The 25814-nt window shown below is 69.7% G+C and carries 24 protein-coding genes and 1 tRNA gene; 10 read left to right on the top strand and 15 right to left on the bottom strand.

Going from position 1 to position 25814, the window contains the following annotated elements:
* Positions 1 to 114: 114 nt before the first annotated feature.
* The 4 genes from AX769_RS23965 to AX769_RS11285 form a co-directional block, all read right to left on the bottom strand.
* Positions 115 to 618 carry a hypothetical protein gene (locus AX769_RS23965; RefSeq protein WP_157887589.1) on the bottom strand — a complete coding sequence of 168 codons (504 nt, stop codon included), beginning with the start codon at positions 616 to 618 and terminating at the stop codon, positions 115 to 117.
* A gap of 62 nt (positions 619 to 680) precedes the next feature.
* Positions 681 to 1097, bottom strand: coding sequence for a hypothetical protein (locus AX769_RS11295; protein WP_157887588.1), 417 nt, complete (start codon positions 1095 to 1097; stop codon positions 681 to 683).
* Positions 1098 to 1308: 211 nt separating this feature from the next.
* Positions 1309 to 2991, bottom strand: coding sequence for an alpha/beta hydrolase (locus tag AX769_RS11290; RefSeq protein WP_157887587.1), 1683 nt, complete (start codon positions 2989 to 2991; stop codon positions 1309 to 1311).
* 4 nt (positions 2992 to 2995) lie between these two features.
* Positions 2996 to 3277, bottom strand: a complete 282-nt coding sequence (locus AX769_RS11285) for a hypothetical protein (RefSeq protein WP_066279271.1) — start codon at positions 3275 to 3277, stop codon at positions 2996 to 2998.
* 92 nt (positions 3278 to 3369) lie between these two features.
* On the opposite strand from AX769_RS11285, the gene AX769_RS11280 reads away from it, so the two are divergent.
* Together AX769_RS11280 and AX769_RS23960 are read left to right on the top strand one after the other, a co-directional pair.
* Complete coding sequence (locus AX769_RS11280) at positions 3370 to 3837, top strand: hypothetical protein (protein WP_066279269.1); 468 nt, start codon at positions 3370 to 3372, stop codon at positions 3835 to 3837.
* Positions 3838 to 3878: 41 nt separating this feature from the next.
* Positions 3879 to 4328: a hypothetical protein gene (locus tag AX769_RS23960; protein WP_157887586.1), complete on the top strand. Its 450-nt coding sequence runs from the start codon at positions 3879 to 3881 to the stop codon at positions 4326 to 4328.
* Between the two features lie 80 nt (positions 4329 to 4408).
* Here AX769_RS23960 and AX769_RS11270 read toward each other — a convergent pair whose 3' ends face one another.
* Both AX769_RS11270 and AX769_RS11265 read right to left on the bottom strand, forming a co-directional pair.
* Positions 4409 to 5629, bottom strand: coding sequence for a hypothetical protein (locus tag AX769_RS11270; protein ID WP_157887585.1), 1221 nt, complete (start codon positions 5627 to 5629; stop codon positions 4409 to 4411).
* 193 nt (positions 5630 to 5822) lie between these two features.
* Positions 5823 to 6353: a hypothetical protein gene (locus AX769_RS11265; protein ID WP_066279264.1), complete on the bottom strand. Its 531-nt coding sequence runs from the start codon at positions 6351 to 6353 to the stop codon at positions 5823 to 5825.
* 139 nt (positions 6354 to 6492) lie between these two features.
* Between AX769_RS11265 and AX769_RS11260 the strand changes: the two genes are divergently transcribed.
* On the top strand, positions 6493 to 6711 hold the full coding sequence (locus tag AX769_RS11260) for a hypothetical protein (RefSeq protein WP_066279263.1): 219 nt from the start codon (positions 6493 to 6495) through the stop codon (positions 6709 to 6711).
* A gap of 21 nt (positions 6712 to 6732) precedes the next feature.
* Here the strand turns inward: AX769_RS11260 and AX769_RS11255 are convergent, their stop codons facing one another.
* Entirely contained in the window at positions 6733 to 7563 is an 831-nt protein-coding gene (locus tag AX769_RS11255) for an alpha/beta fold hydrolase (protein WP_066279261.1), read from the bottom strand.
* A 160-nt stretch (positions 7564 to 7723) separates the two neighbouring features.
* Positions 7724 to 9385: a molybdopterin-dependent oxidoreductase gene (locus tag AX769_RS11250; protein WP_082763753.1), complete on the bottom strand. Its 1662-nt coding sequence runs from the start codon at positions 9383 to 9385 to the stop codon at positions 7724 to 7726.
* 76 nt (positions 9386 to 9461) lie between these two features.
* Here AX769_RS11250 and AX769_RS11245 point away from each other — a divergent pair, with 76 nt between their 5' ends.
* Complete coding sequence (locus AX769_RS11245; protein WP_066279257.1) at positions 9462 to 10157, top strand: bifunctional 2-polyprenyl-6-hydroxyphenol methylase/3-demethylubiquinol 3-O-methyltransferase UbiG; 696 nt, start codon at positions 9462 to 9464, stop codon at positions 10155 to 10157.
* 290 nt (positions 10158 to 10447) lie between these two features.
* Positions 10448 to 14053 (top strand): DEAD/DEAH box helicase, encoded by a 3606-nt coding sequence (locus tag AX769_RS11240; protein ID WP_066279254.1) that lies wholly within the window; start codon positions 10448 to 10450, stop codon positions 14051 to 14053.
* On the opposite strand, the gene AX769_RS11235 is transcribed toward AX769_RS11240, so the two are convergent.
* Positions 14031 to 14849: a GAF domain-containing protein gene (locus AX769_RS11235; protein ID WP_157887584.1), complete on the bottom strand. Its 819-nt coding sequence runs from the start codon at positions 14847 to 14849 to the stop codon at positions 14031 to 14033. The two genes, AX769_RS11240 and AX769_RS11235, sit on opposite strands and share 23 nt — an antisense overlap.
* A gap of 790 nt (positions 14850 to 15639) precedes the next feature.
* On the opposite strand from AX769_RS11235, the gene AX769_RS11225 reads away from it, so the two are divergent.
* Positions 15640 to 17790: an ATP-dependent DNA helicase RecQ gene (locus AX769_RS11225; RefSeq protein WP_082763752.1), complete on the top strand. Its 2151-nt coding sequence runs from the start codon at positions 15640 to 15642 to the stop codon at positions 17788 to 17790.
* A gap of 459 nt (positions 17791 to 18249) precedes the next feature.
* Here AX769_RS11225 and AX769_RS11220 read toward each other — a convergent pair whose 3' ends face one another.
* Positions 18250 to 19923 (bottom strand): BCCT family transporter, encoded by a 1674-nt coding sequence (locus AX769_RS11220; protein ID WP_082763750.1) that lies wholly within the window; start codon positions 19921 to 19923, stop codon positions 18250 to 18252.
* A 73-nt stretch (positions 19924 to 19996) separates the two neighbouring features.
* Complete coding sequence (locus tag AX769_RS11215; RefSeq protein ID WP_066279250.1) at positions 19997 to 20413, bottom strand: GNAT family N-acetyltransferase; 417 nt, start codon at positions 20411 to 20413, stop codon at positions 19997 to 19999.
* 76 nt (positions 20414 to 20489) lie between these two features.
* Here AX769_RS11215 and AX769_RS11210 point away from each other — a divergent pair, with 76 nt between their 5' ends.
* Positions 20490 to 22304 (top strand): DEAD/DEAH box helicase, encoded by a 1815-nt coding sequence (locus AX769_RS11210; RefSeq protein WP_066279247.1) that lies wholly within the window; start codon positions 20490 to 20492, stop codon positions 22302 to 22304.
* Positions 22305 to 22378: 74 nt separating this feature from the next.
* Here AX769_RS11210 and AX769_RS11205 read toward each other — a convergent pair whose 3' ends face one another.
* The 3 genes from AX769_RS11205 to AX769_RS11200 are packed head-to-tail and all read right to left on the bottom strand — an operon-like array spanning position 22379 to position 23013.
* Entirely contained in the window at positions 22379 to 22651 is a 273-nt protein-coding gene (locus AX769_RS11205) for a hypothetical protein (RefSeq protein WP_157887583.1), read from the bottom strand.
* A 9-nt stretch (positions 22652 to 22660) separates the two neighbouring features.
* A complete protein-coding gene (locus tag AX769_RS23955) occupies positions 22661 to 22810 on the bottom strand; it encodes a hypothetical protein (protein ID WP_157887582.1) in 150 nt (49 codons plus the stop codon).
* Complete coding sequence (locus AX769_RS11200) at positions 22801 to 23013, bottom strand: hypothetical protein (protein ID WP_066279240.1); 213 nt, start codon at positions 23011 to 23013, stop codon at positions 22801 to 22803. Before AX769_RS11200 ends, AX769_RS23955 begins: the two co-directional genes overlap by 10 nt.
* A 518-nt stretch (positions 23014 to 23531) precedes the next feature.
* Here AX769_RS11200 and AX769_RS11195 point away from each other — a divergent pair.
* Positions 23532 to 23870, top strand: coding sequence for a DUF3140 domain-containing protein (locus tag AX769_RS11195; RefSeq protein ID WP_066279239.1), 339 nt, complete (start codon positions 23532 to 23534; stop codon positions 23868 to 23870).
* A gap of 3 nt (positions 23871 to 23873) precedes the next feature.
* The gene (locus AX769_RS11190) at positions 23874 to 24197 is read left to right on the top strand and encodes a biopolymer transporter Tol (protein ID WP_239451764.1); all 324 of its coding nucleotides are present in this window, start codon (positions 23874 to 23876) and stop codon (positions 24195 to 24197) included.
* A 238-nt stretch (positions 24198 to 24435) separates the two neighbouring features.
* Here AX769_RS11190 and AX769_RS11185 read toward each other — a convergent pair.
* A tRNA-Pro gene (locus tag AX769_RS11185) sits at positions 24436 to 24512 on the bottom strand.
* A 210-nt stretch (positions 24513 to 24722) separates the two neighbouring features.
* On the opposite strand from AX769_RS11185, the gene AX769_RS11180 reads away from it, so the two are divergent.
* Positions 24723 to 25799, top strand: a complete 1077-nt coding sequence (locus tag AX769_RS11180) for a hypothetical protein (protein WP_082763748.1) — start codon at positions 24723 to 24725, stop codon at positions 25797 to 25799.
* Positions 25800 to 25814: the final 15 nt, after the last annotated feature.

Genomic DNA, 25814 nt, shown 5'->3' with positions numbered 1-25814 from the left:
TGGTTCGGGGATGAGAGCAACCTGCCACGAGACAACTCAAGGCGAGGACGACGGCTAGAAGCCCATGGCCCGGTGGGATGCGGAAATGACGAGTGCATAACGACATGAAGTAGATCAGCCCCTAATCGGTGGCTCAGGTGCTGGCTCGTTTCGTTCATCCTCAGCAGCATCGTCGTCAGCGGTATCGACAACACAACGCGTTCGCGAGTCGACCGACGTGGCCGTGTCGGCGATCTGAAACTCGAGATAGACATCGTCATCTTCCTGAGCGCCGCCGGGGTATCGCAGCCGAGTCACTTCGACGCCTCGGATGACGGGCAACTTCGAGCGGATGGGTGGGCGGCCGGCTCGCGTCCAATCTTTCGCGATCGACTCAAGAATGGCTTCCTGGTCGGCTTTCGGAACGCCCGGCCCGAGACGCGTCGCTGCCTGCATGGAGCCGACAGCGCCGGAGGGGAGCGTGCAAGATTGAGAACCGAGATCGAGGTTCTGCCATTTGCCGCCAACGGTGCGTTGAGCGAATTCGAGTCGCGGCAGTGTTTCGATCAACGCTTCGTCCTGAGAGATTCGCGGATCATCGGGGACAATCGCGCGACTGCAACCAGGGAGGAGAAGCATGACGGCACTAACCACGCCGAACGCGGCGCGGACGCCGACTGAGCGCCCATGTCGCGACCGAATCACGGACCCTCTTCGCCGTCAGGCTGCTTGGCTCGCGCTATACAGCTGGCAACGGATTCGAGGGTTGAGCCCGTCGTCGCCACCTGCACCTCAAGATAAAGCCCGTCCGGCCCTCGGCCAGCCGCTGGGTATCGGAGCTGGGTCACCTCGACTCCGTTGATCACCGGAAGGGTGCCGATGCCCGGTTCATAGCCAGCCTCGCTCCAGGCGGCCCTGATCTTCTCCAGGGCCGTCGTCTGCCCTTCCTTCGGCAGGCCCGGGCCCAAACGAAGAGCAGCCCATGAATCTCCGACCCGACCGTCGTCCATGAAGCACTCCTGAAGTCCCGTGTCCTCAGTGCGCCAGTCACCCCCAATGATGTTTTGGGCGGCCTCCAAGAGCGGAGCGGTCTTCATCAGCGGTTTTCCAGAAGGCACTGTTGGATCTTTCTCAGGCGTAGAGCAGGCGGATAGGCACAGCAGCAAGCTCGCCATGAGGACGAACGCCCGACGGCGGCCACGGGCAACAACGGCTGTCATTGCCTGACCACATGACCGCTGTGGCCGAGCCCAAGACTGGTCAGGCTCGTATTGAAAAGGGGCGTCGTGCCTGCATCGAGGTAGCCGTGTTCGGATGTTGTCTTGCCGCTCAGTGCTGCATCGACCTGAGGCGTCGCTGAGTGGCCGTCGGACCGAAAGAGGGTCTGCCCTGCGATCGTGGCTTCTTCAGAGCTAAAGGTGTTTGCGCCGAAGCCAGGGTCTCAGGATCTATCTTGTGCATTGAAGGCAACCGGAAGAATGGAACATGCCCCCAGGTGGGCTGCCCCCGACCGACGTTGGCGACTTGATCACCCCACGCTTGAGTCGCCCAGACGTTCGCGGAATCGACTTTGAGATCTTTCACCGAGGTCGCCTCGAGCCCGGCTGACGCCAGCATCGTGAAGCTCTCGACTCTTGTGCTCTCGAGAGCCGAAGCTGCCGTCGTGGTTCCGTAGGAATGCGCCACCACCGAGAGGTTCTCGCCGTCCTTCCAGCCTCGCGCGGCCGAGACGCCGTCGAGAAATCGCGACAGCCGCATGCCACCCTCACGGGCCTTCTGGTTGCCCAAGACTTGTGCGCTCGGCGGCATGTTGGGAGCGTCGTAACCTATCCAGGCGACTGCAGCAAGGCCAGATTCTCTTCCGCCATTGAAGAGAAGATTTGCCTTCTTCTGCGACCGCTGCAGGTTGGCCGCCGCGGTCGTCCACGACTCCATCGAGCCGCCCACCGTCGTCCCCATTCCCGGCACGGTGACCGTGACTTGCGAGGCCGTGTCCGGATTCCCGACGGCGACCGCAGCCTTCGGCCGACCGGTCAGATCGAGCGTGACGACGAAGCGATTCTGGTTGTCGGGGCCGGGCCGCGCCGCCCTGCCGACGGCCTGGAGCGCCCGCACCTGCTCACGCAGCACGTCGGTATCCCACCGGTAGGTCGGGGCCACGTGCTCGTTGTGCTCCTCCGCCGCCGTCAGATCCGCCTTGGTTCGCACCAGCTCGGAAGCCAGCGACAAGCGATTGGCCTGGTCGCGAGCGGCGAAGGCGACGCCGTCGATGTTGCCGATCAACGCCGGTGCCGCCTCGATCAGGTCTTCCTGCTTGGTGGGCGACAGGCTTTCCCACCAGGATGCGACTGCTGCGGGTTGCGCCCCCTCCAGACGAGTCACGAGGTCGGGATGCTCGTTCAGGACAGCCTCGAGCTGCGCCTCGTTCAGACGAGAGAACTGTTTCAGCAAGGCTTCGGGCGCCAGCGACTTCAGTGCGGAGCCATTGAACGCTGAGACCGGTGCAGATCGCCGAACGGCGTCTGAAGCCGAGCGGAGACGACTGCAGAGAACGTGATCGGCGTCGCGCCGCTCGTCGGCGAGGCAGGCGAGAGCGCGCTGGGCCGCGCTGGCATCGTCGGCGGCGGCGTCGAGTTGGGGCTGCAGTTGGGGCGATGGCTCGTCTTGCTGTCTCGTCAGCTTGGCCGTGGCATCCTGCGCCTCGACGAGACGGCTGCGCGCCGAAGCGACCCGGCGTTTGATGCCCTGGAGCGTGTCGACGTAGACGAGCACCGCTGAGCACGTGGATTCGGCGACCTCGTTGAGCTGAGAGTAGGCGCGGAGGTCGTCGCGGATGCGGTCGGCCCACTCATCGGCCGCGTCACCGGACCAGTACTCGGCCATCCCCATGCCGGAGCGACTGAGCATCGCGACCATCTCGGCCGCGTGCTCCTCTCGCTCGCGCATTTGTCGCCCGAGGTGCTCGAGGCCGTCGACTTCGCCGAGCCCGGGATCATCGCCTGTCCACTGCACGCCCTCACCGCCTCTGTCGCATCGCGCCCTGGTAGACGCGGTTCTCGCTCTCCTGGTAACCCATAGCGGCCTCGACGGCGCCCGCGACTCGGCTGTCGAGGCCTTCGAAAGCTGAGCTCCAATTGCGTTCGAATTCAGCGTTGGCTGCGTCGACAGCGGTCTCGACGTCGAGGCTGCCGCAGGCGTGCGCGGATGCGAGGTGGCCGTCGGGCGCGTAGTCGGAACTCAGGCGAAGGTTCTTCGCGACGTGTTCGACGCCTTCGGGGTCAACGGCGTACTTGGGCATGATCGATTCGACTCGAACGTGACATGTCAAGTAAGGTACAGACGTTTTCGTGTGTTGCCAAGTCGACAGCGAACGAGAGGAATCAGACGACCGTGACCTTGCTTCAAGCCCTCGTAGCCCCGGTGCTGAGCATCGTCATCGTGCTGTGGGTGGCTCAGCATCTGACCTCTCCGCAACCGAGGCGCACAGTAGTGGGCCTCGTGCTGCGAAAGAGGGCGCTGCGCCCCCCTAACCGATTGCCCCTCGACCTGCGCTACGGCCCGGGCACGACCCTCGGGGTCGTAGCCATGACGGTGAGCGCTGCCTACTTCTTCGTGTGGCTCTTGTCCGTCGTCGAGACGCCGCGCCCCGGCCCGGCGGCTGACGCCGACTCCTGGTTGCTCGTCATGCTCGCCATGACCGTCGCATGGGTGCCTCCGGCCATCGCCCTCAACATCCTCGCGGGCACACGCGGGCCAGGTGGATGGCTGTTCGGCGCCTTCGGCGGGCTCCTCCTGCTGTTGCCTCTGATACTCACGCTGAGCGGGGTCGGTGCGAGCCGCTTCTCACTGGCCTTCTGATCCCCTTCCGACCACTTGATCGAGAGCGAGCTGCCCGCGACATGACCCTGATGGCCACTGTCATTCTCTTTGTTCCCGCAGCACTCGGAGCCGCAGCCGTGTCGCTCCTCACCATCGCGTGCGGTCGAGTTCGACTTCGGTCACGCAATACCCGCCGACTGACGAACCTGATTCCTAGCCCACGCCAGAACAGGCCCGTCCGCCAGCTCGATTCGCTCCTCGGCTCGGGAGCCGGATCGGGTGCTGTGGCCGTCGGGCTCGGCATCGCGACGGTCCTGGTCGGGGTGCTCGTCGACCTGCCTGCGCTGAGCCTGACTGACTCCGAGCCCACGCCCGTGGCCACTGGGGGGCACATCGTCACTCTCTTCGCCTATCCCTTTCTGGTGCCGGTCACCCTTGCCGGAGCTGTTATCGCGTCTTTGCGAGGCTTTTACGGGCGCATATTCGGGCTCGTCGCCGGGCTGCTGACGGCGGCATCGTTTGTTATGTGACACCGACGAGCAGCTACGTGCGAAGCGATACCGGTCGAGAGATGTGAAGTCGTCAGGCGGAGCCGATGTAGCCCCTCGGCCTAGCCGAGTCGCGCGCGCCGGACCTCTTCGAGCAGCCGCGGTCGCCGGGCGTACCGCTCACAGAGCTCGGCCACGAAAGCAAGGCCAACCTCGCTGACACCGATTGAGGCGCAAAGCGTGCAGTAGTCAGTGAGCATGGCGACTGCCCCGCGATAGCGCGCGCTGTCGGCGACCCGAAGCTCCGACTCGATGAGCCGCCGAACCACGGGCAGCACGTCCATAGGCCGCGCCGTTCGATGCGCACGCACCAGCCGCGCCCAGAGACGCTCGGAGACTTGGACGCCGCGGGCCTCGAGATCCTGTGCCTCGGACCACGCTCGGGTCGAGTCTCCGAGGGTGTCGAGAACGAACGGAAGGATTTCACGGGGAGACTCCCGCAGACGGCCGAGCACTTCCCTCTCCAGTTGGCTCCAGCCGTCACCGGCCACACCGTGGAGCACTGTCGCGTTTTTCGCCGTCGGCCAGGCCTCGAACACCTCGCGAGCAACCGCTGTGGCTTCGGAGGGCCGGAATCGTGCAATGAGGTCACGCCAGAGACGGCCCGACGACTCCGCTTGGTGACCCTTTTCGACCAGGGCACCACGATGCGCGTACTCGATCGCGAGGCCGAGTTCGTCGATCTCCGCCAGCGCCTTCGCTGCCATCTCGAAGCGGTACGACCGCTCGCTCGAACCCACGTGCGTGCGAATGACAGCCTGAGCGTCGCGATCGATCACCGCCAGGCGCTGCTGGTTGCGCACGAGAATCGGACGTTCGCCGAGGAAGTCGAGGGGCTCCGTCTCCGCACTCTCCGCGAGTTGCTCGCGATACCGGCGCAGCCCGGCGCCACCGAGCGCCGTCGCATACTGGACGATGTCGAGCGCGAAATAGCCGCCGCTCTCGCCGAACTGCCAGGCGAGCAGCCAGTCGACGAGAGACTTCGCCGGCGGCGGATCAGCCGCGCAGAGTTCTGGGTGCAGGTCGAGCAGCTCATCGACGACACCCTGGATCTCGCCATTGGAGTCGTCGGCCTTCATCAACGTGCGAAAGAGCGTGTCGGACGCACGCTGCACGACCGGGACCACGGGCGCCGCCCCGAGACGAGAGGAAGCTGCCCGCAGCAGATCGACGCCGTGCGCGGCGTCGCGACTGAACTGAGTCACTGTCCGCCAGTCCAACAGTTCGCGCCGGGTGCGGAACAGCGGCAATACCTGCGCCCGCAGTTCGCTGACAGACTCCACACGCTCATTTTCCCTCCCGTCACACGACTGAGTGGCAACTTTCTGCGGAAAAAGGGCTGTTTTTCCGCACGAAGTTGCCACTCAGCGACCGGGGCGGGGCAGGGCGGGGCGGGGCGGGGCAGGGCAGGCGGGGCGGGGCGGGGCAGGCGGGCGGGGCAGGGCAGGGCAGGCGGGGCGGGCGGGGCGGGGCGAGCTACGCCCCGAGCAGACCCCGCCCATCGGGCACGGTGAAAGCGAGGCCGGGCAGCCACTCGGCGGGGGCAGCCCAGCCGGGGCCGGTCGGCAGCTGGCGTAGGAGCTTGCGCACCGAGCCGGCGGCGGCGGGCTGAGGCAGCACGCGACGCGGGGCGCGTGACGCGACGGCCCCGAACCACCAGTGCCGCCAAGTCGGGTCGAGCGACTCCGGCTCGAGCACGACGTAGTAGTCGGGCATTACACGCTCGCCGGCAGCGAAGGCCGCGAGCGCGGTCGACACCTCGAGGTCGAGGGTGCCGCCGGTCGAGCGATCGTCGAAGAACTCCACCCAGGCGTGCGCCACGTGGCCGAGCGGGTCGGCGTCGTGCACCACGTAGGGAGCCTGCGACGCGCTGATGCGGCGGGTGCTGTCGGCATCGGGCTCGCCGATCTGCAGGGCGTCGACACCTCGGAGGAGCGACAAGCCCTCGATGACTTCGGTTGCGCCATAACCCACGACAGCGACGATGGTTGCGTTCGATGCGGCCATGATCCACTCTAAGTCGCCGTGGCATCCTGCGGTCCGTCAAGAAAGATGGCGCGCCGGGCAATCCGATCGGACAGAAGCTCCGAATCACCTGTGAAACTACGGCGACACCAGGTTCAGGACCGAGAGACCGAGGCACCCCATGAGCACCGCAACCGCAGCCACACCCGGCTTCACCACCGTCGCGGCGCCCATCGACCTGCCCGAGTCGTTCGAGGCCGGCCTGCAGCGCAGCCGTCGTCTCGCGATCGCCACCGAGCGCCGTCGTCAGCGACTCACCACCGCTGTGTCGACGACGCTCGTCGGCGTCGGCGGCGCTGGCATGCTGGCCTTCGCCGCGCTGATGGTGACGTTGCACTGATGGTGACGTTGCACTGAGGCGTCAGCGCGCGATGAACTCCGACGCCAGCGCGCCCCACTCCCGCAGCTGAGCCGGTGTCTCGGCGACGCGCATCTCGGCGTCCTGCAGATATTCGGCCAGAAGCGCCGCCGTGCTGACGGGGTGCCCGGGGTCGCCGGCCCAGGCGAGGATCAGCGTCGGCACCTCGATCGAGCGCAGGGCGTCCGGCGACGGCAGATCGGACTTCGCTGCCCCGCGGAAGACGATGGGCATCGACTCGTCGGTCAGCCCGATCGTCATCTCGTCGCTCAACTCGGCGAACACGGGAGGCTGCGCGGGCGCATCGACCATCATCGCCTGGAACGCCACCACGCCCTGTTGTTCGACGAGCCCGGCGATCTGCTCGTACATCGCCGACTGGGCGGCCCTGGTCTGCCAGGCGGTGGGCGGGCTGGTCAGCACGAGCTTCGAGAAGCGCGCAGGATCCAGCGCGGCGGCATATAACAGCGTGGCCGTCCCCATCGACGAGCCGATTCCGACCACGGGCTCACCGGGCGCCACCTGGTCGAGCAGCGCGAGCAGATCCTGCCCCAGGTTCGCCCACGCGTAGTCGCCAGGCTCGGGAGTGGCGTTCGAGTCGCCGTGGCCGCGAGCGTCGTAGCGGATGAGGCGGTGCCTCTCGGCGATCGGAGCCCAGTCGAACATGCCGCTCTCCTCCTGGGCGTCGCGGGTGCTGCTGAGGCCGTGCGCCCAGATGGCGGTCGGCGGCTGCCCGGCGGCGGCCGCGGCCGGGCCGGTCGGGCCCTCCTCCGTCCAGGCGAGGGTGGCCCCACGCACGTCGGCATGGCGGACGGGGAGCTCGGCGCGGGTCATGCGTGCCACGGTAGCCCGGGAGTGCTGGGCGGGAGTAGTGGCGGTGCGACATTCTGCCCCGACGCCGGCGTGGCGTGGCGGGGCGGGGCAGGGCGGCGGCATGGCGGGGCGGCAGGGCGGCGGGGCGAGGCCCTGGGAAAGCGCGGAGAGAAGGCGCAGGTCAGCGCACGGTGACGCTGACCGAGTCCCAGCCCTCGGCGCCGTTCGGGGCGGGTGCGACGTAGGTGGAGGGCTGCGTCTTGCCCTTCTTGTCGGTGGCCCGCACCTCGATCTTGTGGGTGCCGGCGGGGGCGTCCCAGCGGTAGACCCATTGGCGCCAGGTGTCGTCCGAGACGGAGTCGGCCAGTGTCGCCTCGAGCCAGGGCCCGCCGTCGATGCGGACGTGCACCGCGGAGATGCCGGTGTGCGGCTCCCACGCCACTCCGGCGACAGGCACGGTGCCGACGGAGACCGACGACGAGTTCGAGGGAGCGTCGATCCGCGACTCCACTTTGACGGGGCCGCGGGCGGAGTAGCCGCGGGTGGTCCAGTAGGCCTTCTCGTCGGCGAAGCGCGTCACGTGCAGCGACGTGACCCACTTCGTGGCCGAGACGTACCCGTAGAGGCCGGGCACCACCATCCTGACCGGGAAGCCGTGCTCGAGTGGCAGGGGCTGACCGTTCATGCCGATGGCGAGAAGCGCCTGGGTGCCGGGATCCTGCAGCACCGACAGCGGTGTGCCGGCCGTGAAGCCGTCGATGCTGCGCGAGAGAACCATGTCGGCGTCGGCGTGCGGGGCGGCCTGCGCGAGGAGGTCGCGCAGCGGGTAGCCGAGCCAGAGGGCCGTGCCGATGAGGTTGCCGCCGACGTCGTTCGAGACGCAGCTGAGGGTGGCGAGGTGTTCGACGAGGGGCTTGTCGAGCAGCTGCTGCCACGACAGCGTGACGGGGTGGTCGACGAGACCGGTGATCTCCAGCTTCCAGGTGGTCGGATCGACCTGCGGCACGCTCAAAGCCGTGTCGATGCGGTAGAAGTCGGCGTTCGACGTGACGTACGGGGTGAGGCCGGTGACCTTCAGGTCGGAGCCGGCCGGGATCGGCGGGGCCTTCACGGCAGCGCGCGGCAGATGCACCTTGGCGCGGAGGGCCGCGGCATTCACGGCCCCGGCGTTGATCACCCGGGCGCCCGCGCCGACCACGATGCTCGCGGCAGCCGTGACGGCAGCGAACCGCAGGAATGCGCGGCGCTCGATGGGTGCCGTGCGAAGTCCGGGTGAGAGCTGCGGCTTCGACTCCAGGGCGCCGGAGTCGTAGGCCGAGGCCGCCTCCCAGCGGAACCGCCCGGTCGACAGCCGTGCCAGCACGAGGAGAGCGACAATCGTGCCGACCGCGGCCGGGACGACGTCGAAGTCGCTGGCATCGGCTCTCGTCCGAACGGCGATGACGGCGAGGATGCCGCCGACGGCGAAGATCACTCGGCCCCATGGGATCCTGGGGCGCCGTGCCATGCCGGCCCGTTCGGCGATGCCGGCGAGAGCGGTGATGATCACGAGCAGGATCGCCATCAGGGCGAGCAACGCGGCTTTGTCTCCGGTGCCGAACAACCCGACCATGATCTGCTTCGCCCCCGGCGGGGCGAGATCGATGACCGCAGAACCCACTCCGACGAGCGGGCTCGACTGAGCGCCGATCACGACGGCCACGGCCTCCGCGCTGGCGAGGAAGGCGGCGAGCGCGATGACGCCCGACAGCGCCGACCAGCCGAGGCTGCGACGGCCCGGGGTCGTGCCGGCCGGGCGAGTGCGCGTGTCGTCGCCGCGGGGCGGAGCTTCGCGGACGGCCATGGTGCGAACGCTATGCCTTCAGGCCTCGGATCTGCTGGAGAGCGCTGCGCGTCGGCAGGCAGGGCACGATGGTCGCATGACCCCCACGTTCGACCAGCCCTTCTGGGACGACCTCTATTCCGCCTCCGACCGCATCTGGTCGGGGCGCCCCAACCCGCACCTGGTCACGGAGGCGTCGGCGCTGACGCCGGGCACCGCCCTCGACATCGGCAGCGGCGAGGGCGGCGACGCAGTCTGGCTCGCGTCGCACGGGTGGCAGGTGACCGCGGTCGACCTCTCGGAGGTCGCTCTCGCGCGGGCCGATGCTCACTGGCAGCAGGGGCTCACGGCGCAGGATGCCACGGGCACAGGATCCGAGACACCGAGCCGGGTCTCGTGGCAGCACCGCGACATCCTTCAGTGGTCGCCGCTGGCCGGTGCCTTCGACCTGGTGTCGTCGCAGTACTCGCACTTCCCCACCGCCGTGATGCACGAGCTCGTGGGGCGGCTGGCCGCGGCGGTCGCGCCCGGTGGCACGCTGCTCGTGGTCGGGCACGAGGACCACGGCCACCGGCACGCCGACGACTCCTCGCACGCCGAGCATGCTCACACCGAGGGCGCTGAGGCCGCTCAGCCGAAGGCCGAGCCCTTCGGCCCGGAGTTCTTCTACACGCCGGACGAGCTCGCGGGGCTGTTGGCGCCTGCGGAGTGGGAAATCCTCGTCCGAGAGTTCCGCCCGCACCCTGCGCGCGAGGGCCGCGACGCGGTGCTCCGCGCCCGCCGCCGCCCCTGACCGCGAGTTCGCACGATGGCCGCGTGATCGCGCGGCCCTCCCGCGAGCTGCCGGGCACGCGCCGCCCCTGCCCCGCCGCCGACCGGGAGCTCGCACGATGCCCGCGTGATCGCGCGGCCCTCCCGCGAGCTGCCGGGCACGCGCCGCCCCTGCCCCGCCGCCGACCGGGAGCTCGCACGATGCCCGCGTGATCGCGCGGCCCTCCCGTGAGCTGCCGGGCACGCGGCAGGCCACACAAAGCCGACGGGCCCCGGGCAACGAGTGTCGGAGGCGCGTGAGAGGCTGGACGCATGCCTGAGGCGGTTCCCCTGGTCGACGCCACCGACATCCTGCGGCTCGTCGGCCCGGCGGCGTTCGAGCGCGCCAAAGAATACGTGCGGCGCCTCCGCGTCGTCGACACGGAGTGGGACGCCGACCGGCACATGATGCTGGGCCACGTGCTCGGCAGCGACACGGTGCCCTACGAGTCGACGGCTCGTCTGACGCAGTCGCACGGGCAGTACTCCCGCCCGGGGCTCTCGACGTGCACCTGCCCGGTCGCGACCGACTGCAAGCACGTGGCCGCGATGCTGCTCGCGGCCAATGCTGCGAGCGCCCGCGAGCAGCTCGTGCAGGCGGGCCTCGCCGGGCCGCTCGGTGCGGCAGGCCAGGCCGGCTCGGGCGGGTCGGACGATGCCGGCGGCACGATGGCTTTCGGCAGCGACGACGACGGATGGGCCGATGGTTCCGAGCCGGGAGACGACGAAAGCGCGGCTGCCCCGACGGGCCGCGGCGCTGCGAGCCGCGGCGCTGCGGGCCGCGGCGCTGCGGGCCGCGGCGCTGCGAGCCGCGGCCGGAGCACGGCAGGGCCGTCGGCGAGCGCCGCCGCGGCCCTCCCGGCGTGGAAGGCCGCGCTCTCCGGCTTTGCAGCACCGCCGGTCGCAGCGCCGCCGCAGCTCACCCCGATGGGGCTGCACTTCGAGCTGCGTGAGCGCACCCGCGCGCAGAGCGGCCGCTGGGGCGCCCCGAAGAGCCGCACGGCCACCGCGAGCACGGCCGCCCGCGCTGAGGCCGCCGCCCAGCGCAGCGGCAGCAACGCCGGCGGCAGCAACGCTGGCGGCAGCAACGTCGGCGGCAGCAACAACGGCGGCGGCAACGTCGGCGCCAGCTCCGGCACTGGCACAGGCACCGGCTCGACGACTCCCCCGTTCCGCCTCGCCGTCCGCCCCGTCACGCAGAGCTCCACGGGCAACTGGGTGCGCGGCAGCCTGACCTGGACGTCGCTCCCCTACTCGCTGAACCGCCTCGCGGTCAGCCCCGAGCAGCACCGCTGGTTCGGCCAGTTCGCGGCCCTCCACCGCTCCGCTCGTGATGTCTACGTGCCGGGCGAAGCCGACTGGCTCTTCCTCGACGACTTCGCGAGCCCTCTGCTCTGGCCTCTGCTCGACGAGGGGCGACGGCTCGGCATCGCGTTCGTCACCGGCAAGGTCGAGCACGGCATCCAGGTCGAGGCGACCGCTCGGCTCGAGGTGGGCGCCACCCGCGACGACGCGGGGCTGCGACTCGACGTGACCGGCGTTGTCGGCGAGACCTCGCATCCTGCGTTCCACACCGGAGTGATCGCCGACCACGGGCTGTACGCGTGGGAGTTCGCGCCCGCGCTGCAGGTCACCCTGGGGCCGGCGCGCCTGAGCGACGACGAGCGGCGCCTCCTCACCGAGACGCCTGTCATCGAGGTGCCGGGCGACGAGGCCGACGAGTTCTTGAGCGACTTCTACCCGCGACTGGCCGGCGCCGTCGAGGTGGTGAGCCGTGATGAGAAGCTCGTGCTGCCCGCGATCCTGCCGCCCGTGCTGCGCCTGACCGCGACGTTCGACGAAGAGAACGGCGACGAGCTGAAGCTGGTCTGGTCGTGGGACGACAACGGGCACTGGCTGCCGCTCGACGCCTACCCCGCCCCCGACGACGTCCAGGTGGTCAACGCAACGCTGAAGGGCCTGGGGGCTGCGCAGTTCGCGGCCGAGGTGCTGCCACTGCTCGAAGAACGCGACGACCTGCGCGTGGTGATCGTCGGCGCCCGGCCCGACTACCGCGAGCTGAAAGAGGCGCCGCAGCTGACCGTCACCACGGTCGAGACCGAGAAGCGCGACTGGTTCGACCTCGGCGTGATGGTCACCGTCGAGGGGCGCGCAATCCCGTTCGCGCCGCTGTTCACAGCCCTGAGCAAGCGGCAAGACAAGATGCTGCTGCTCGACAAGACCTACCTCTCACTCAAGCAGCCGGTGTTCGACGAGCTGCGGCGGCTGATCTCGGAGGCCGAAGAGCTCGACGAGTGGGACACGACCGGCCCCGGCGAGCTGCACATCAACCGGCTGCAGATGTCGCTCTGGGCCGAGCTCGAAGAGCTCGCCGACCACACCGAGCAGGACGCCCGCTGGAAGGAGACCGTGGGCGGCCTCATGGCGCTCGACGGGGTGCCATCGACCCCCGTGCCCGCCGCGGTCGAGGCGACGCTGCGGCCCTACCAGGCCGAGGGGTTCTCGTGGCTGGCCTTCCTCTACGAGCACGAGCTCGGCGGGGTGCTCGCCGACGACATGGGGCTCGGCAAGACGCTGCAGACGTTGGCCCTCGTCGCGCACACGCGGTCCAGTTCGACCTCGCCACGGCCCTTCCTCGTCGTCGCCCCGACCTCGGTCGTGGGCAACTGGGTCGCCGAAGCCGCGAAGTTCACGCCGTCCCTGCGCGTGAAAGAGATCACGGCGACCGCCCAGAAGAGCCGCCTCGACCTCGCCGCTCTCGTCGGCGAAAGAGACGGCGTCGACATCGTCGTCACCTCGTATGCCCTCTTCCGCCTCGACTTCGCTCACTATCAGAAGGTGCAGTGGGCAGGGCTCATCCTCGACGAAGCGCAGATGATCAAGAACCGCACCTCGAAGGGCCACCGGGCCGCGGTCGAGCTGAACGCCCCGTTCAAGCTGGCGATCACGGGCACTCCGATGGAGAACGACCTGATGGACATCTGGTCGCTCTTCCACGTCACCGCCCCGGGCTTGCTGATGACGGGGCTTCGCTTCACCGAGGAGTACCTCAAGCCCGTCTCCCTCGGCGACGGCCCCGACCTGCTTGCGAGGCTGCGGCGGCGCATCAAGCCCCTGATGCTCAGGCGCACCAAAGAGCTCGTCGCCCCCGACCTGCCCGAAAAGCAAGAGCAGCTGCTGCGAGTCGACCTCGCCCCCGCCCACCGCAAGCTCTACGAGCTGTTCCTCCAGCGCGAGCGCCAGAAGCTGCTCGGGCTCGTCGACGACCTCGACAAGAACCGCTTCATCGTCTTCCGGTCGCTCACGCTGCTGCGGATGCTCGCGCTCGATGCCAGCCTCGTCGATCCTGACGCCTACGCAGACATGCCGTCGTCGAAGCTCGACGTGCTGCTCGACGAGCTGCGCGACGTCATCGCGGGCGGCCACCGAGCGCTGGTGTTCAGCCAGTTCACCTCGTACCTGTCGGTCGTCGCGCGCCGGCTCGGCAAAGAGCAGATCGACTTCGAATACCTCGACGGGGCGACGACCAAGCGCTCCGATGTGGTGGCGCGCTTCCGCGAGGGCACCGCCCCCGTCTTCCTCATCAGCCTCAAAGCGGGTGGGTTCGGGCTCAACCTCACCGAGGCCGACTACGTCTTCCTCCTCGACCCGTGGTGGAATCCCGCCTCCGAGGCGCAGGCCGTCGACCGCACCCACCGCATCGGCCAGACCAACAACGTCATGGTCTACCGGCTCATCGCCAACGGCACCATCGAAGAGAAGGTGATGGCGCTCAAAGAACAGAAGGCCAAGCTGTTCGACGCCGTCATGCACGACAACGACGCGGCGTTCGGTGCGGCACTCACCGCCGACGACATCAGGGGTCTGCTCGCGCCATAGTCGTTGCCACGCAGGTCTGCCGCATCGAGCGCTCTGCTCCGGCGACACCCTCGTCACCCGGCCCCGCGGTCTCGGCCCCCGTCCCACGACGCCAGACTTCCCCCGCGATCGCGTGCGCGAACCCTGCCAGCTGAGTCGGTTCGAGCGACCCGACGTCCCGCGCCGACGGATCGAACACGCACAGCACCCCGATGCGGTGCCCCGACGGGCTCTCCACCGCCTGGCCCGCGAAGAATCCGACCCCGGGATCCTGACCGTCTCCCGGCTGAGCGCCAAAGCGCGCGTCGCTCGCGACGTCGGCGATGACGAGCACGCTGCCCTGCTGCACGGTCAGCACGCACAGGTCGTCGACCCGATGGCCCTCGGTGCCGTCGAAGCCGACGCGGCTCTTGATCCACTGCCGGTCGTGGTCGATCAGGGTGAAGGCCGCGAATCGCGTGCCGAAAGCCGCGCGCGCGGCGCCCACGATGTCGTCGAGGCTTGTCTCAGGGGTCGTGTCGAGGAGGCGGAGGGCGTCGAGCGCGGCCTGCCTCTCGTCCTCCTGCTGCGGCCCTTCGCGGCGCACGCGGGCGGTCTCGGGGGCCAGGCGCGACATCACGGTCATGTCGACGAGGTCGTCCGCCCGGTCGACGGGGGCGGTGCCGCGCGGGCCGTCCGCACCCACCGTCTTGTCGAGGAGCGGGTCGGCGCGGGCCATGTCGCGCGCCAGCGGTGCAGCGAGGAGGCCGGCCCACGCGAGGTAGTCGTCGGCCGTCCGGTAGCGGTGAGAACCGGGACGCTGGGCGGGCAGCGCCACGAACGTCGCCTCACCCCTCGCGCAGGCCTCCTCGCTCGAGGCGTCGAGGCGCATCGCCTGCCGGTCGCCCAGGCGGCCGACCACTCGGCCGAACCCCGCGACGCCGGCCAGCGGGGGATGCCCGCGACGACGAGCGAGGTGGCCGACGAGCTCTCGAGCCGCAGCACCTCGAGCAGCATGGCGAGTTCGCGTCGCCAGACCGCGACGGCCGTGTACAGCAGCGCGTCGGCGCCGCCGAGCACGACGACGATCGCGTCATAGCGCCACAGCGAGAGCCCGACCGCCGCCGGGACGGCGGTCTCGACGGTGAGCGCCGAGGTGGCATGAACGTCGACGTCGACCCCGCGGCCGGTGTGCCGCGACAGCTCACGGGCGAGTTGCCCGGGCAGACCGAGATCGAAGCTCAACACCCCTGCGGCGATCGTCGCCGAGGTGCCGAAAACCAGGATGCGATCGGTGTCGGCGCCCGGAGCGTGACACGTCGGCGCGTCGGTCGGGACGGGCACGTTCGACGAGGCCCGCGCGCTGTGGCGGAACATGGCGCGCATGACGGGCCGGACGATTGGCGAGACGACATCGAACACGGGGCCCCTGACGGTGGGGGGGCGTGGCGGCGATCGCGGTGTCGAGCGTCGTCCAGGCCTCCGCCGACGGGGTCCGGGTCTGCGAATCCTGTCTAGCCCTCGGGGCCGGGCGGCGTCAAACACGCCGCCTGTGGAGGGGCCCGAGTTATCCACAGATCGGGGGTCGGACGGCCGGAAGGTCGGCGGCTCCTGCGATCATTGCGGGGATGTCAGACACCCCCGCCTCCCTCGCTCACGGCGACGCCGCCCCTCCTGCCCTCGACCTCGACCTCGACCTCGAGGCGACCGAGCTGCTGCGCGCGCTCACCGGCCGCCCTGACGCCGTGTTTCACGACGGCCAGCTCGAGGCCATCCGAGCCCTCGTCAGCGATGACCGCCGCGCGCTGGTCGTGCAGCGCACGGGCTGGGGAAAGTCCGCCGTCTACTTCATCGCGACCCTTCTGCTGCGCCGCCGCGGCTCCGGCCCCACGTTGCTCGTCTCCCCGCTGCTCGCCCTCATGCGCGACCAGGTCGCGGCCGCCGCCCGAGCCGGGGTCCGCGCCGTCGCGGTCAACTCGGCCAACGCCCACGAGTGGGGCGACGTGCGGGAGGCCCTCGCCCGCGACGAGATCGACGTGCTGCTCGTCAGCCCCGAGCGCCTCAACAACCCGCGCTTCCGCGATGAGCAGCTGCCACTGCTGCTCGACCGGCTCGGCCTCCTCGTGGTTGACGAGGCGCACTGCATCTCCGACTGGGGCCACGACTTCCGCCCCGACTATCGCCGCCTCGCCGAGCTGATCCGCACACTCCCTCCGGGCGTGCCCGTGCTGGCGACGACGGCGACCGCCAACGCCCGCGTCGTGCGCGATGTCGAAGAGCAGCTCGCCTCCGGCACCGACGTGCTCACGATCCGCGGCTCGCTGGCCCGCGCGTCGCTGCGTCTCGGTGTCCTCCAGCTGCCGTCGAGCCGCGACCGGCTCGCCTGGCTCGTCGCGCATCTGGCCGAGCTGCCCGGCTCGGGCATCATCTACACGCTCACGATCTCGGCCGCCGACGACACCGCGCGTCTCTTGCGCGACGCCGGCTTCGACGTGCAGTCTTACTCGGGCCGCACCGACCCCGACGAGCGCGAGCGCCTCGAGCAGCGCCTCAAGACGAACGACCTCAAGGCCCTCGTCGCGACGAGTGCTCTAGGCATGGGCTTCGACAAACCCGACCTCGGCTTCGTCGTGCACCTCGGCGCCCCCTCGTCGCCGGTGGCCTACTACCAGCAGATCGGTCGCGCCGGGCGCGCCACCGACAACGCCGACGTGCTGCTCTTGCCCGGCACCGAAGACGCCGACATCTGGCAGTACTTCGCCACCGCCTCGATGCCGTCCCAGTCGCGAGCTTCCGCAGTTCTCGCCGAGCTCTCGACCACGCCGCTGTCGACGCCCGCCCTCGAGGCCCGCGTCGACGTGAAACGCTCCCCGCTCGAGCTCATGCTGAAGGTGCTCGACGTCGACGGCGCCGTCCAACGCGTGCAGGGCGGGTGGGTGACGACCGGCCTCCCGTGGACATACGACGGCGAACGCTATGACCGCATCGCGGCCGCCCGCCAACACGAGCAGCAGTCGATGATCCGCTACGAGCAGGCCACCACCTGTCGGATGCAGCTGCTGCAGAACGACCTCGACGACCCCTCCGCCGAGCCCTGCGGGCGCTGTGACGTCTGCGCCGGCGTGTGGTTCCCCACCTCCGTGCCCTCTTCGGCCACCGAGTCGTCGGCGGCCGCGCTCGACCGCGTCGGCGTCGAGATCGAGCCTCGGGCGCAGTGGCCCACCGGCGCCGATCGGGTGGGAGTCAACCTCAAAGGCAAGATCAGCCCGGACGAGCGTGCAGAGCCAGGGCGCGCCCTCGCGAGGCTGACCGACCTCGGGTGGGGCGGCATCCTGCGCTCCGTCTTCGCCGCAGGCACCCCCGACGCCCCGCTGACGAAGGCGCTGCTCGACGGATGCGTGCGGGTGCTCGCCGACTGGCCGTGGGCGGCGCGCCCGACGGCGATCGTCGCCATGCCGTCGCGCTCGCACCCCGCCCTCGTCGGTTCGTTGGCCGCCGCGCTGAGCGACGTGGGGCGGCTGCCGGTGCTGGGCTCGCTCTCCGGGCCGGGCGGCGGCCCCGTCGAGCGCTCGGGCAACAGCGTCTATCGGCTGGCCGAGCTGCACGGGGCCCTGACCGTGGGGCCCGAGCTCGCGGCGGTACTCGCTGCGCACCAGGGACCCGTTCTGCTCGTCGACGACTTTGTCGACAGCCGCTGGTCGATGACCGTCGCCGCGCGCGAACTCCGCCGTGCCGGTGCTGCCGCCGTGCTGCCGTTCGCCCTCGCCGTCGTCGCGTAAGGCGCCTCGCGGCGCGGGCGTGCGGCTTGGCGGTTCCTCCCGCGGCGTGGCTGACCAGAGCTTTGCCCTCCCCGGGGGCTGCGGTCGCCCGATGCCTGGGGAGAGAGCTGTATTCCAGGAGGAATTCCCGAGGGGCGATCCTCCCTGGGGCGCGAGGAGAGACCGTTTTCCCTCCGGGACAAGCCCAGTAGCAGGCTTTCCCTCCCCGGAGCGCAAGACATCCTCCCTGGCATCACATCCTCCCGAGCCGCAGCCTGCCGCGACCGCCACTTCCTCCCGGCGGCGCGACGCCGGCCGCCAGTCCTCCCTGCCCCGCGACCCGCCCGCACCCAGCGCTGAGAACATCCTCGCGAACGAGGCGATCCCACGGCGCCCCAGTGAACAGCTGGCCCCGCCACCGCAGTTCCCGCAGCAGCCCCGCGCCGCCCCACCCCGGCAGCGCCGCGCCCGGCTGAGCAGCTAGCGCACGCTCCCACCGCCGCGCCGCGCCCGCCGTCGCAGCTGCGCGATCGGCCCGGTGCGCGGGTCGCGCGCAGCCGGCACCTCGACCTCGGCCTCGTAGTGCGCCGCGAGCTCGTCGAGCAACACGGCGCGCTCGGCCGCGCGGTACGCCCGTTTCTCGCGGGTCAACGCGATGACCGTCGACCAGCACATCAGGATGATCACCACACTGAACGGCAGAGCCGTCGTGATCGCGGCGGTCTTGAGCGCGGTGAGGCCGCCCGACAGCAGCAGTGCGATCGCGACCAGGGCGGTGATCACGGCGAAGAAGATCCGGATCAGCTTGCGCGGCTCGAGCTGCCCGCCGGTGGCGATCATCGCCATCACCAGCGCACCCGAGTCGGCCGAGGTCACGAAGAACACCGCGATCAGCAGGATCGCCCCGGCGATGAGCACCGTTCCCGCGGGCAGAGAGCCGAGCAGCTGGAAGAGCGCGCCCTCGACGTCGACGTGGCCGCCCGGGCCGACGAGGGTGCCACCCCGATAGAGCTGCTCGTAGAGGGCCGCGCCGCCGAGCACGGCGAACCACAGGAAGGTCAGGAGCGTCGGCACGAGCATCACGCCGAAGACGAACTGCCGCACCGTGCGCCCCTTCGAGATGCGCGCGATGAAGATGCCGACGAACGGCGCCCACGACATCCACCAGCCCCAGTAGAACGTCGTCCAGGCGCCCTGCCACTTCTCACCGGCCGTGCCGCTGAACGCGCTGACGTTGAGCGAGAGCCCGACGAAGTTCTGAAGGTAGTCGCCGATCGTCTGCACGAACTCCCGCAGCAAGAACTGGGTCGGCCCCACGCACAGGACGAACAGAAGCAGAAGGGCGGCGAGCAGGAGGTTGAAGTTCGACAGGATCTTCATCCCCTTGCCGACCCCGGTCACGAGCGACACGATCGCGATGCCGGTCACGATCACGATCAGCACGATTTCGACGAGGCGCGAGCTCTGCAGCAGCCCGATCGCGTCAAGACCCGAGCTGATCTGCAGGACGCCGAGGCCCAGCGAGGTCGCGACCCCGAAGAGGGTTCCGACCAGCGCGATCACGTCGATGAGGTTGCCCCAGCCCCCGCGCACGCGCCGGCCGAGCAGCGGCTCCAACGCCCACCGGATCGAGACGGGGCGGCCGCGGCGGTGGATGGCGTAGGCGAGGGCGAGGCCGACGACCACGTAGATGCCCCACGCGTGCAGCCCCCAGTGCAGGAAGGTCTGCGTCAGCGCCTGCTGCGCCAGCACGGCGGGGCCGCCGGTCACCCCGGGGCGCGGCGAGGCGAAGTGGCTGAGCGGCTCGGAGACGCCGTAGAAGACGAGGCCGATGCCCATCCCGGCGGCGAACAGCAGGGCGAACCACGAGACGGTCGAGAACTCCGGCTTGTCGGCGTCCTTGCCCAGCACGATGTCGCCGAACCCACTGAACCCGATGAAGATCGCGAAGCCGACGAACGCGGCGGCGACGAGCACGTAATACCAGCTGAAGTCGCGCACGATGCCGCTCTGCAGGGCGGCGAACGCGTGCTCAGTCGCAGACGGAGCCACGAGCGCCAGCACGACGAACGCGACAACGATCACCGCCGCCGGCCAGAACACCCACGGCGCCACGATGCCTCGAGCCACCCCCGGCTTTGTCGATTCGCTCATCTGATCCCGCCCACCCGCGACTGGTCGTGTCGCCGAAATGGAGTATACGACGAGCCCGGTGATCTCGCCGTCGTCACGGTCGGTTCAGTGTCATGCCCACCGCGTCCGGCCCCACCCAGCGGAAGCCGAGCTTCTCGTACAGTGGCTGCCCGGGCGGGTCGGCAATGAGGTTGACCAGCGCCCCCGCCGGCGCCCGCTCGTCGACCTGCGCCAGCAGCCACTCCAGCACGCGTCGGCCGAGACCGCGCCTCTGATGATCGGGCAGCGTCGCCATGTCGGCGACGTGGAAGTACCAGCCGCCGTCGCCGATGATCCTGCCCATGGCCGCGACCTCGCCGGAGGTCGACACCACGTGGCAGAACGCCCAGCTGTTCTCGAGTGCGGGCCCCGCCTGCTCGGGCGACCTGACCGACAGCCCGGCGGCGCGGCGCAGACGCAAATAGTCGACGAGAGGAGGCGCTGTGGGGACGAGCAGGTAGGCGTCTGTCATGCGACGATCCTGCCGGGAACCCCTGACATCCTGTATCGGTCCGTGGGTGACCCCCAGAGCGACTAGCCTTCTCTGCATGACTGCCGACACGACCGCCCCGATCGAGGCAGACACTGCTGACGACGCTCCCGCTATCACGTTCGCCGATCTCGGCTTGAGCGACGCCGTCCTGAAGGCGGTCCGAGACATCGGCTACGAGACGCCTTCGGCCATTCAGGCGGCGACGATCCCGACCCTGCTCGCCGGGCGCGACGTCGTCGGGCTCGCGCAGACGGGCACCGGCAAGACGGCGGCCTTCGCGCTCCCGATCCTGAGCCGCCTCGACGTCAGCGCGAAGACCCCGCAGGCCCTCGTGCTCTCCCCCACGCGCGAGCTCGCGCTGCAGGTGTGCGAGGCGTTCGAGCAGTTCGCCTCGGGCATGCGCGGCGTGCACGTGCTGCCGGTCTACGGCGGCCAGGCGTACGGCGTGCAGCTGAGCGCGCTCCGCCGCGGTGTGCACGTCGTCGTCGGCACGCCGGGCCGCATCATGGACCACCTCGCCAAGGGCACTCTCGACCTGTCGCAGCTCAAATACCTGGTGCTCGACGAGGCCGACGAGATGCTCAAGATGGGCTTCGCCGAAGACGTCGAGACGATCCTCGCCGACACTCCCGACGACAAGCAGGTCGCGCTCTTCTCGGCGACGATGCCGTCGCAGATCCGTCGCATCTCCAAGCAGTACCTCAACGACGCCGAAGAGATCACGGTCAAGCAGAAGACCACCACGTCGGTCAACACGACGCAGCGCTATCTGATGGTGTCGTACCCGCAGAAGGTCGACGCTCTCACCCGCATCCTCGAGGTCGAGAACTTCGAGGGCATGATCGTCTTCGTCCGCACCAAGAGCGAGACCGAGACGCTCGCCGAGAAGCTGCGCGCCCGCGGATACTCGGCCGCGGCCATCTCGGGCGACGTCGCTCAGGCCCAGCGCGAGCGCACCGTCAACCAGCTGAAGTCGGGCAAGCTCGACATCCTGGTCGCCACCGACGTCGCCGCCCGCGGCCTCGACGTCGACAGGATCTCGCACGTCGTCAACTACGACATCCCGATCGACACCGAGTCGTATGTCCACCGCATCGGGCGCACCGGCCGCGCCGGCCGCTCGGGTGCCGCCATCAGCTTCGTCACGCCGCGCGAGCGCCGCCTCCTCGGCGCCATCGAGAAGGCCACCCGCCAGCCGCTCACCGAGATGCAGCTGCCCAGCGTCGAAGACGTCAACAGCACCCGCCTCACCCGCTTCGACGACGCCATCACGGCGGCCCTCGACCAGCAGGATCGGATCGCCGCGTTCCGCGACATCGTGGGCCACTACGTCGAGCATCACGATGTCCCCGAGGCCGATGTGGCTGCGGCTCTCGCCGTCGTCGCCCAGGGCGACGACCCGCTGCTGCTCGACCCCGCCGCCGAGCGCGCGCGACGCCCCGTCCGCGAAGAGCGTTCGGTGCGCGAGATGCGCGACGGCGACCGCAGCGACCGCTTCTCGCGCGACGACCGCGGCGAGCGCCCCGAGCGCCGCCCCCGTGCGACGGGCCCGATGACGGCCTACAGGATCGAGGTGGGGCGCCGACAGCGCGTCGAGCCTCGTCAGATCGTCGGGGCCCTGGCGAACGAGGGCGGTCTCAGCCGCGAAGACTTCGGGGCGATCCAGATCCGCCCCGACTTCTCGATCGTCGAGCTCTCGGCCGCCGTCGGCGACGATGTGCTCGACAAGCTCGCCGACACGCGCATCAGCGGCAAGCTGATCGAGATCCGCCCGGATCGTCGCAGCGGCGGAGCGCCCACGCGTGCTCCGCGCGGCGACCGCGACCGCTCGGCCGACGACCGCCCGCCACGCAAGCCGCGCTCGCACTAGAAGTCGCTCGTCGGTCGTCGAGCTGGTCTGCAGACCACCTCGACGGCCGCTTGCCTGCTCGTGTGCGCCGCGGCTCAGCCGGCGGTAACCGCCTCGTTCTGCTCGACGAGCCGATCGCGCAGTGAATCGAACGCGGCAAGCGCCTCGGGCTCGTCGAGCCGCCCGGCGTCGACGTCGCTTGAGGCGTTCAACAGCTCGAGGTGCAGGCGAGCCCGCTCGGCGGCGGGAAGGTGAGTGGCTCGGCCGAGCTGGGTGTCGGCGGCGAGACGGGCGGCGAGGACAGACCTCGTCCAGAGGGTGGTGAGCATGGTGCCTTCTTGGTTCTGCGGCGGCGTCGTTGCGGCCACCTGCACAGACTAGGTCAGCGCACCTGAATTCTCCCGGAGCACCGCCGCCGAGCGCAGCCGGAGGAGCCCTCGCGACACGACGTCGTCGACGTCGAGCACCTGGTACCCCTCGCTCTCGAAGAAGATGGTCACCCGCCCGTGCTCCGTGCTCATGACCATGCGGGCTTGTCGATGCCCATGCCGAAGGCGCTCGTGACGACGACGACGCGTTGCTTCTCAGCGGCCTCCTCGTGCCGCACGACCTCGAGCCGCAGCCCCGGCCGATCGAACCCGTGGCTCAGGAGGAGCGGCTGGTCGAGACGCAGGCGCTCGACGATCTCGTCGCGGATGGGGCCGGATCCTGTCGCCGTCAGCGCCAGCACCGGAGGCCGACCGAGCCTCTCGACGACGAACAGCGACGGCCGCCGGCGCCTCGGGTCGACCCACCAAGCCTGTCACCGGGTCGGCCTGCAGATCGATCAGCGGCGACACCACGACGGTGATGCCGGCGCGCACTGCGCCGGCCGGCTGGTAGATCGCCGACTTGCCGAAGCCGATGGGCATGATCGCCAGCACGTCGCGGCCCGAAACGGGGGCCTCGATGGCTTCGAGCTGGGCAGGATGCAGGTCGCTCCAGCCGAGCGCGTCGGCTGCGGTCTGGCGGATCCGGGTTGTGGGGCTGGTCACGATGTCCTTCGTTCGGACGGGTCGATCTGCTGTTCAATCACGCCTGACGCGACACGCGCACGTCGCCGCCTCGGCCCGCAGAGTAGAGGCACGGATGTCCCCCGATCGGCATGAATCCGGGGTATACGCCTCGTCGCGGAGGATCGTCAACCCCCTGTCGAACGGCTACGACCGTTCGGAGCGCAGCCGCTTTGCGAGGCGTACGGTCCGGTCCATGCCGAAGGACGACCGCTCCGATGCCCGCCACGAATGCGACGACGCCGTGAACATGACGGCGTCGGAGATCGAGAAGTGGCTCGACACCGGCGAGTCGAAAGAAGTCGCTCAGAAGACCGACGGCCGCGAGTCGGTCGGCCACCGGAGCGGGCGCCACATCGTCCGCATCCTGCAGAAGAAGCCGGCCGACGTCACCGACGCCGACTACGTTCACAGGCGAAAGGTCGTCGGATACGTGGCGCGGCCCTCGAAGCAGCGCCCCTCCGGTGACATCACCGACACGCCCTGGCGCTGGTCGCTGATGAACTGGGGCCACGACCCTGGGATGAACGGCTAGCCCGTGGATGCCGAGAAAGCGTCGTCGCCGGTGAAGCGCGAGGACGACCACTGGCTCGTGATCAGTGGCCGCCGGTGGCGGAAGACCGACCCGTCGCTACCCCCGGACGTCGTCGCAAAGTTGCAACGCTCTCTGGGTCGAGCGCGCTCGGAGGTCGGCCGAGCCAAGCGCCAGGGCGACACCGATGCCGAAGGAGCTGCCCGCCAGCGCGTCGACCTGGCCAAGCACGGTCTCGGCGAACGAGGGGCCTACTGGTGGGACGAGCCCATCGAGGCGAGGATCGCTCGGGCCCGCGAGAAGCTGAACCGGTTGCGCGAGCTGGAGTGACGGCGCAGGGACTCGCAACCGCGACCACGCCGCCGACAGGCCAGGCAACCCGAATGCCCGAACGGGCGGCGGCGGAGTCCGGGCCTCCCCGAGTCCTGATCCAGCCTTGGGTGGTCTGACCTGAGGCGCGTATCAGCCCAGCGCCCAGTGACAGCGACGAATCGTGACCGTGACCTTCGGCTTGAGTCCGGGAGTGAGCCCGCGCCGGTCGATCATTCGACGTGATGAGCCGGTCTTCTGGTCGGGCTGACAGGATTTGAACCTGCGACCCCTTGACCCCCAGTCAAGTGCGCTACCAAGCTGCGCCACAGCCCGTCAGCGCTAGCCAGGCTTCGCGCTGAGGTCGTTGCCCCGACCGAGGCAACCTGAACAGCATACCCGAAGCCGACCCCTTCCCCGAACCACTCCTCACCCGGTGAGTGGCAAATCTGCGCGGAAATCCGGCCTGATTGCCGCGCGGATTTGCCACTCACCATCCGAGAGAGCGGCGCCCTTAGTTGCAACGCGCAAGTTAGACTCCCCAGTATGACGGCAGCTCAGCAGACCGGCGAGCACCACCACCACGCGGCTCCGCGCCGCCGAGTGCCGCTCAGCTGGTTCGGCGTGCCCCTCGGAATCACGGGTCTCGCCGGTGGCTGGGCGGCGGCGCAGGCAGACCTCCAGGCTCCGCAGTGGCCGGCCGAGGTGCTGTATGGCATCGCGACCGCCATCTGGGTGGTGCTCAGCGTGGCGTACGTGGTGACCGGCCTGCGGGGCGAGAGGCGCGCGTTCCGCGGTGACCGCGAGCATCCCGTGACCGGGCCGTTCTCGGCGTACATCCCGTTGATCGCGATCCTGCTGGCCGGCCACTACTCGATGGACTTTGCGACCGCGAACAACACCGCAGGAGCCGACGCCTCGCGCTGGGTCACCGCCGCCGCCGTCCTCGCGCTGGGCATAGTCGCGAGCCAGCTGGTGGCGCACTGGCTCACCGGCGGGGTGGCGATCTCCGACATCCACCTCGGCTATTTCGTGCCCGTGGTCGCCGGCGCCAACGTCGCGAGCATCGGCCTCTCGCAGATCGGCCAGCACGACCCGGCGATGGGCGCGTTCGCCGTCGGGCTCTTCTTCTGGCTGGTGATCGGCACTGCGGCGATCATCCGGCTGACGTCCAACGGCCCTGACGGCAACCGCAGGCCGCTGCCCGAGCCCCTCAAACCGGCTCTGTCCGCCTTCCTCGCGGCCTCGGCGACGTCGAGCCTGGCGTGGATCATCTCGCACCCGGGGCCGATCGGCGACGTGCAGTCCGGGCTGACCGGCATCCTGGTTCTGATGCTGCTGGTGCAGTTCGCGCTGCTGCCGACGTACGCGAAGCTGCGACCCGGCTTCTCGTTCTGGATCTTCACCTTCCCCGTCGCATCGACCACGAACTACGCCGTGCGCTTCTTCAGCACGACGCAGCTTGCCGGCTGGCGCTCGTGGGCGTGGGGCGTATTGGCGTTCGGCACAGCGTTCCTCATGTTCGTCGCGCTGGCGAGCATCCCGAGACGGCGGCAGGATCCGACGGCCACGTCGAGCGCTCCGGCGACAGCCCCGGACGGTGAGACTGCGACGCGGAGCTAGGCTTGCCCCGAGAAG

Origin of the sequence: Frondihabitans sp. PAMC 28766, from assembly GCF_001577365.1 — a bacterium.
Taxonomy (GTDB): Bacteria; Actinomycetota; Actinomycetes; order Actinomycetales; family Microbacteriaceae; genus Frondihabitans.
Note: the sequence above shows the minus strand (reverse complement) of the source record. Positions and strands in the feature narration are given on the sequence as shown.

What these genes read in the sequence shown, in the direction of transcription:
- AX769_RS23965 (WP_157887589.1), bottom strand. Translation starts at nt 618, where the DNA reads ATGCTTCTCCTCCCTGGTTGCAGTCGCGCGATTGTCCCCGATGATCCG.
- AX769_RS11220 (WP_082763750.1), bottom strand. Translation starts at nt 19,923, where the DNA reads ATGAGCGAATCGACAAAGCCGGGGGTGGCTCGAGGCATCGTGGCGCCG.
- AX769_RS11180 (WP_082763748.1), top strand. Translation starts at nt 24,723, where the DNA reads ATGACGGCAGCTCAGCAGACCGGCGAGCACCACCACCACGCGGCTCCG.
- AX769_RS11260 (WP_066279263.1), top strand. Translation starts at nt 6,493, where the DNA reads ATGAGCACCGCAACCGCAGCCACACCCGGCTTCACCACCGTCGCGGCG.
- AX769_RS11225 (WP_082763752.1), top strand. Translation starts at nt 15,640, where the DNA reads ATGTCAGACACCCCCGCCTCCCTCGCTCACGGCGACGCCGCCCCTCCT.
- AX769_RS11210 (WP_066279247.1), top strand. Translation starts at nt 20,490, where the DNA reads ATGACTGCCGACACGACCGCCCCGATCGAGGCAGACACTGCTGACGAC.
- AX769_RS11215 (WP_066279250.1), bottom strand. Translation starts at nt 20,413, where the DNA reads ATGACAGACGCCTACCTGCTCGTCCCCACAGCGCCTCCTCTCGTCGAC.
- AX769_RS23960 (WP_157887586.1), top strand. Translation starts at nt 3,879, where the DNA reads ATGACCCTGATGGCCACTGTCATTCTCTTTGTTCCCGCAGCACTCGGA.
- AX769_RS11265 (WP_066279264.1), bottom strand. Translation starts at nt 6,353, where the DNA reads ATGGCCGCATCGAACGCAACCATCGTCGCTGTCGTGGGTTATGGCGCA.
- AX769_RS23955 (WP_157887582.1), bottom strand. Translation starts at nt 22,810, where the DNA reads ATGGTCATGAGCACGGAGCACGGGCGGGTGACCATCTTCTTCGAGAGC.
- AX769_RS11245 (WP_066279257.1), top strand. Translation starts at nt 9,462, where the DNA reads ATGACCCCCACGTTCGACCAGCCCTTCTGGGACGACCTCTATTCCGCC.
- AX769_RS11285 (WP_066279271.1), bottom strand. Translation starts at nt 3,277, where the DNA reads ATGCCCAAGTACGCCGTTGACCCCGAAGGCGTCGAACACGTCGCGAAG.
- AX769_RS11255 (WP_066279261.1), bottom strand. Translation starts at nt 7,563, where the DNA reads ATGACCCGCGCCGAGCTCCCCGTCCGCCATGCCGACGTGCGTGGGGCC.
- AX769_RS11195 (WP_066279239.1), top strand. Translation starts at nt 23,532, where the DNA reads ATGCCGAAGGACGACCGCTCCGATGCCCGCCACGAATGCGACGACGCC.
- AX769_RS11250 (WP_082763753.1), bottom strand. Translation starts at nt 9,385, where the DNA reads ATGGCCGTCCGCGAAGCTCCGCCCCGCGGCGACGACACGCGCACTCGC.
- AX769_RS11240 (WP_066279254.1), top strand. Translation starts at nt 10,448, where the DNA reads ATGCCTGAGGCGGTTCCCCTGGTCGACGCCACCGACATCCTGCGGCTC.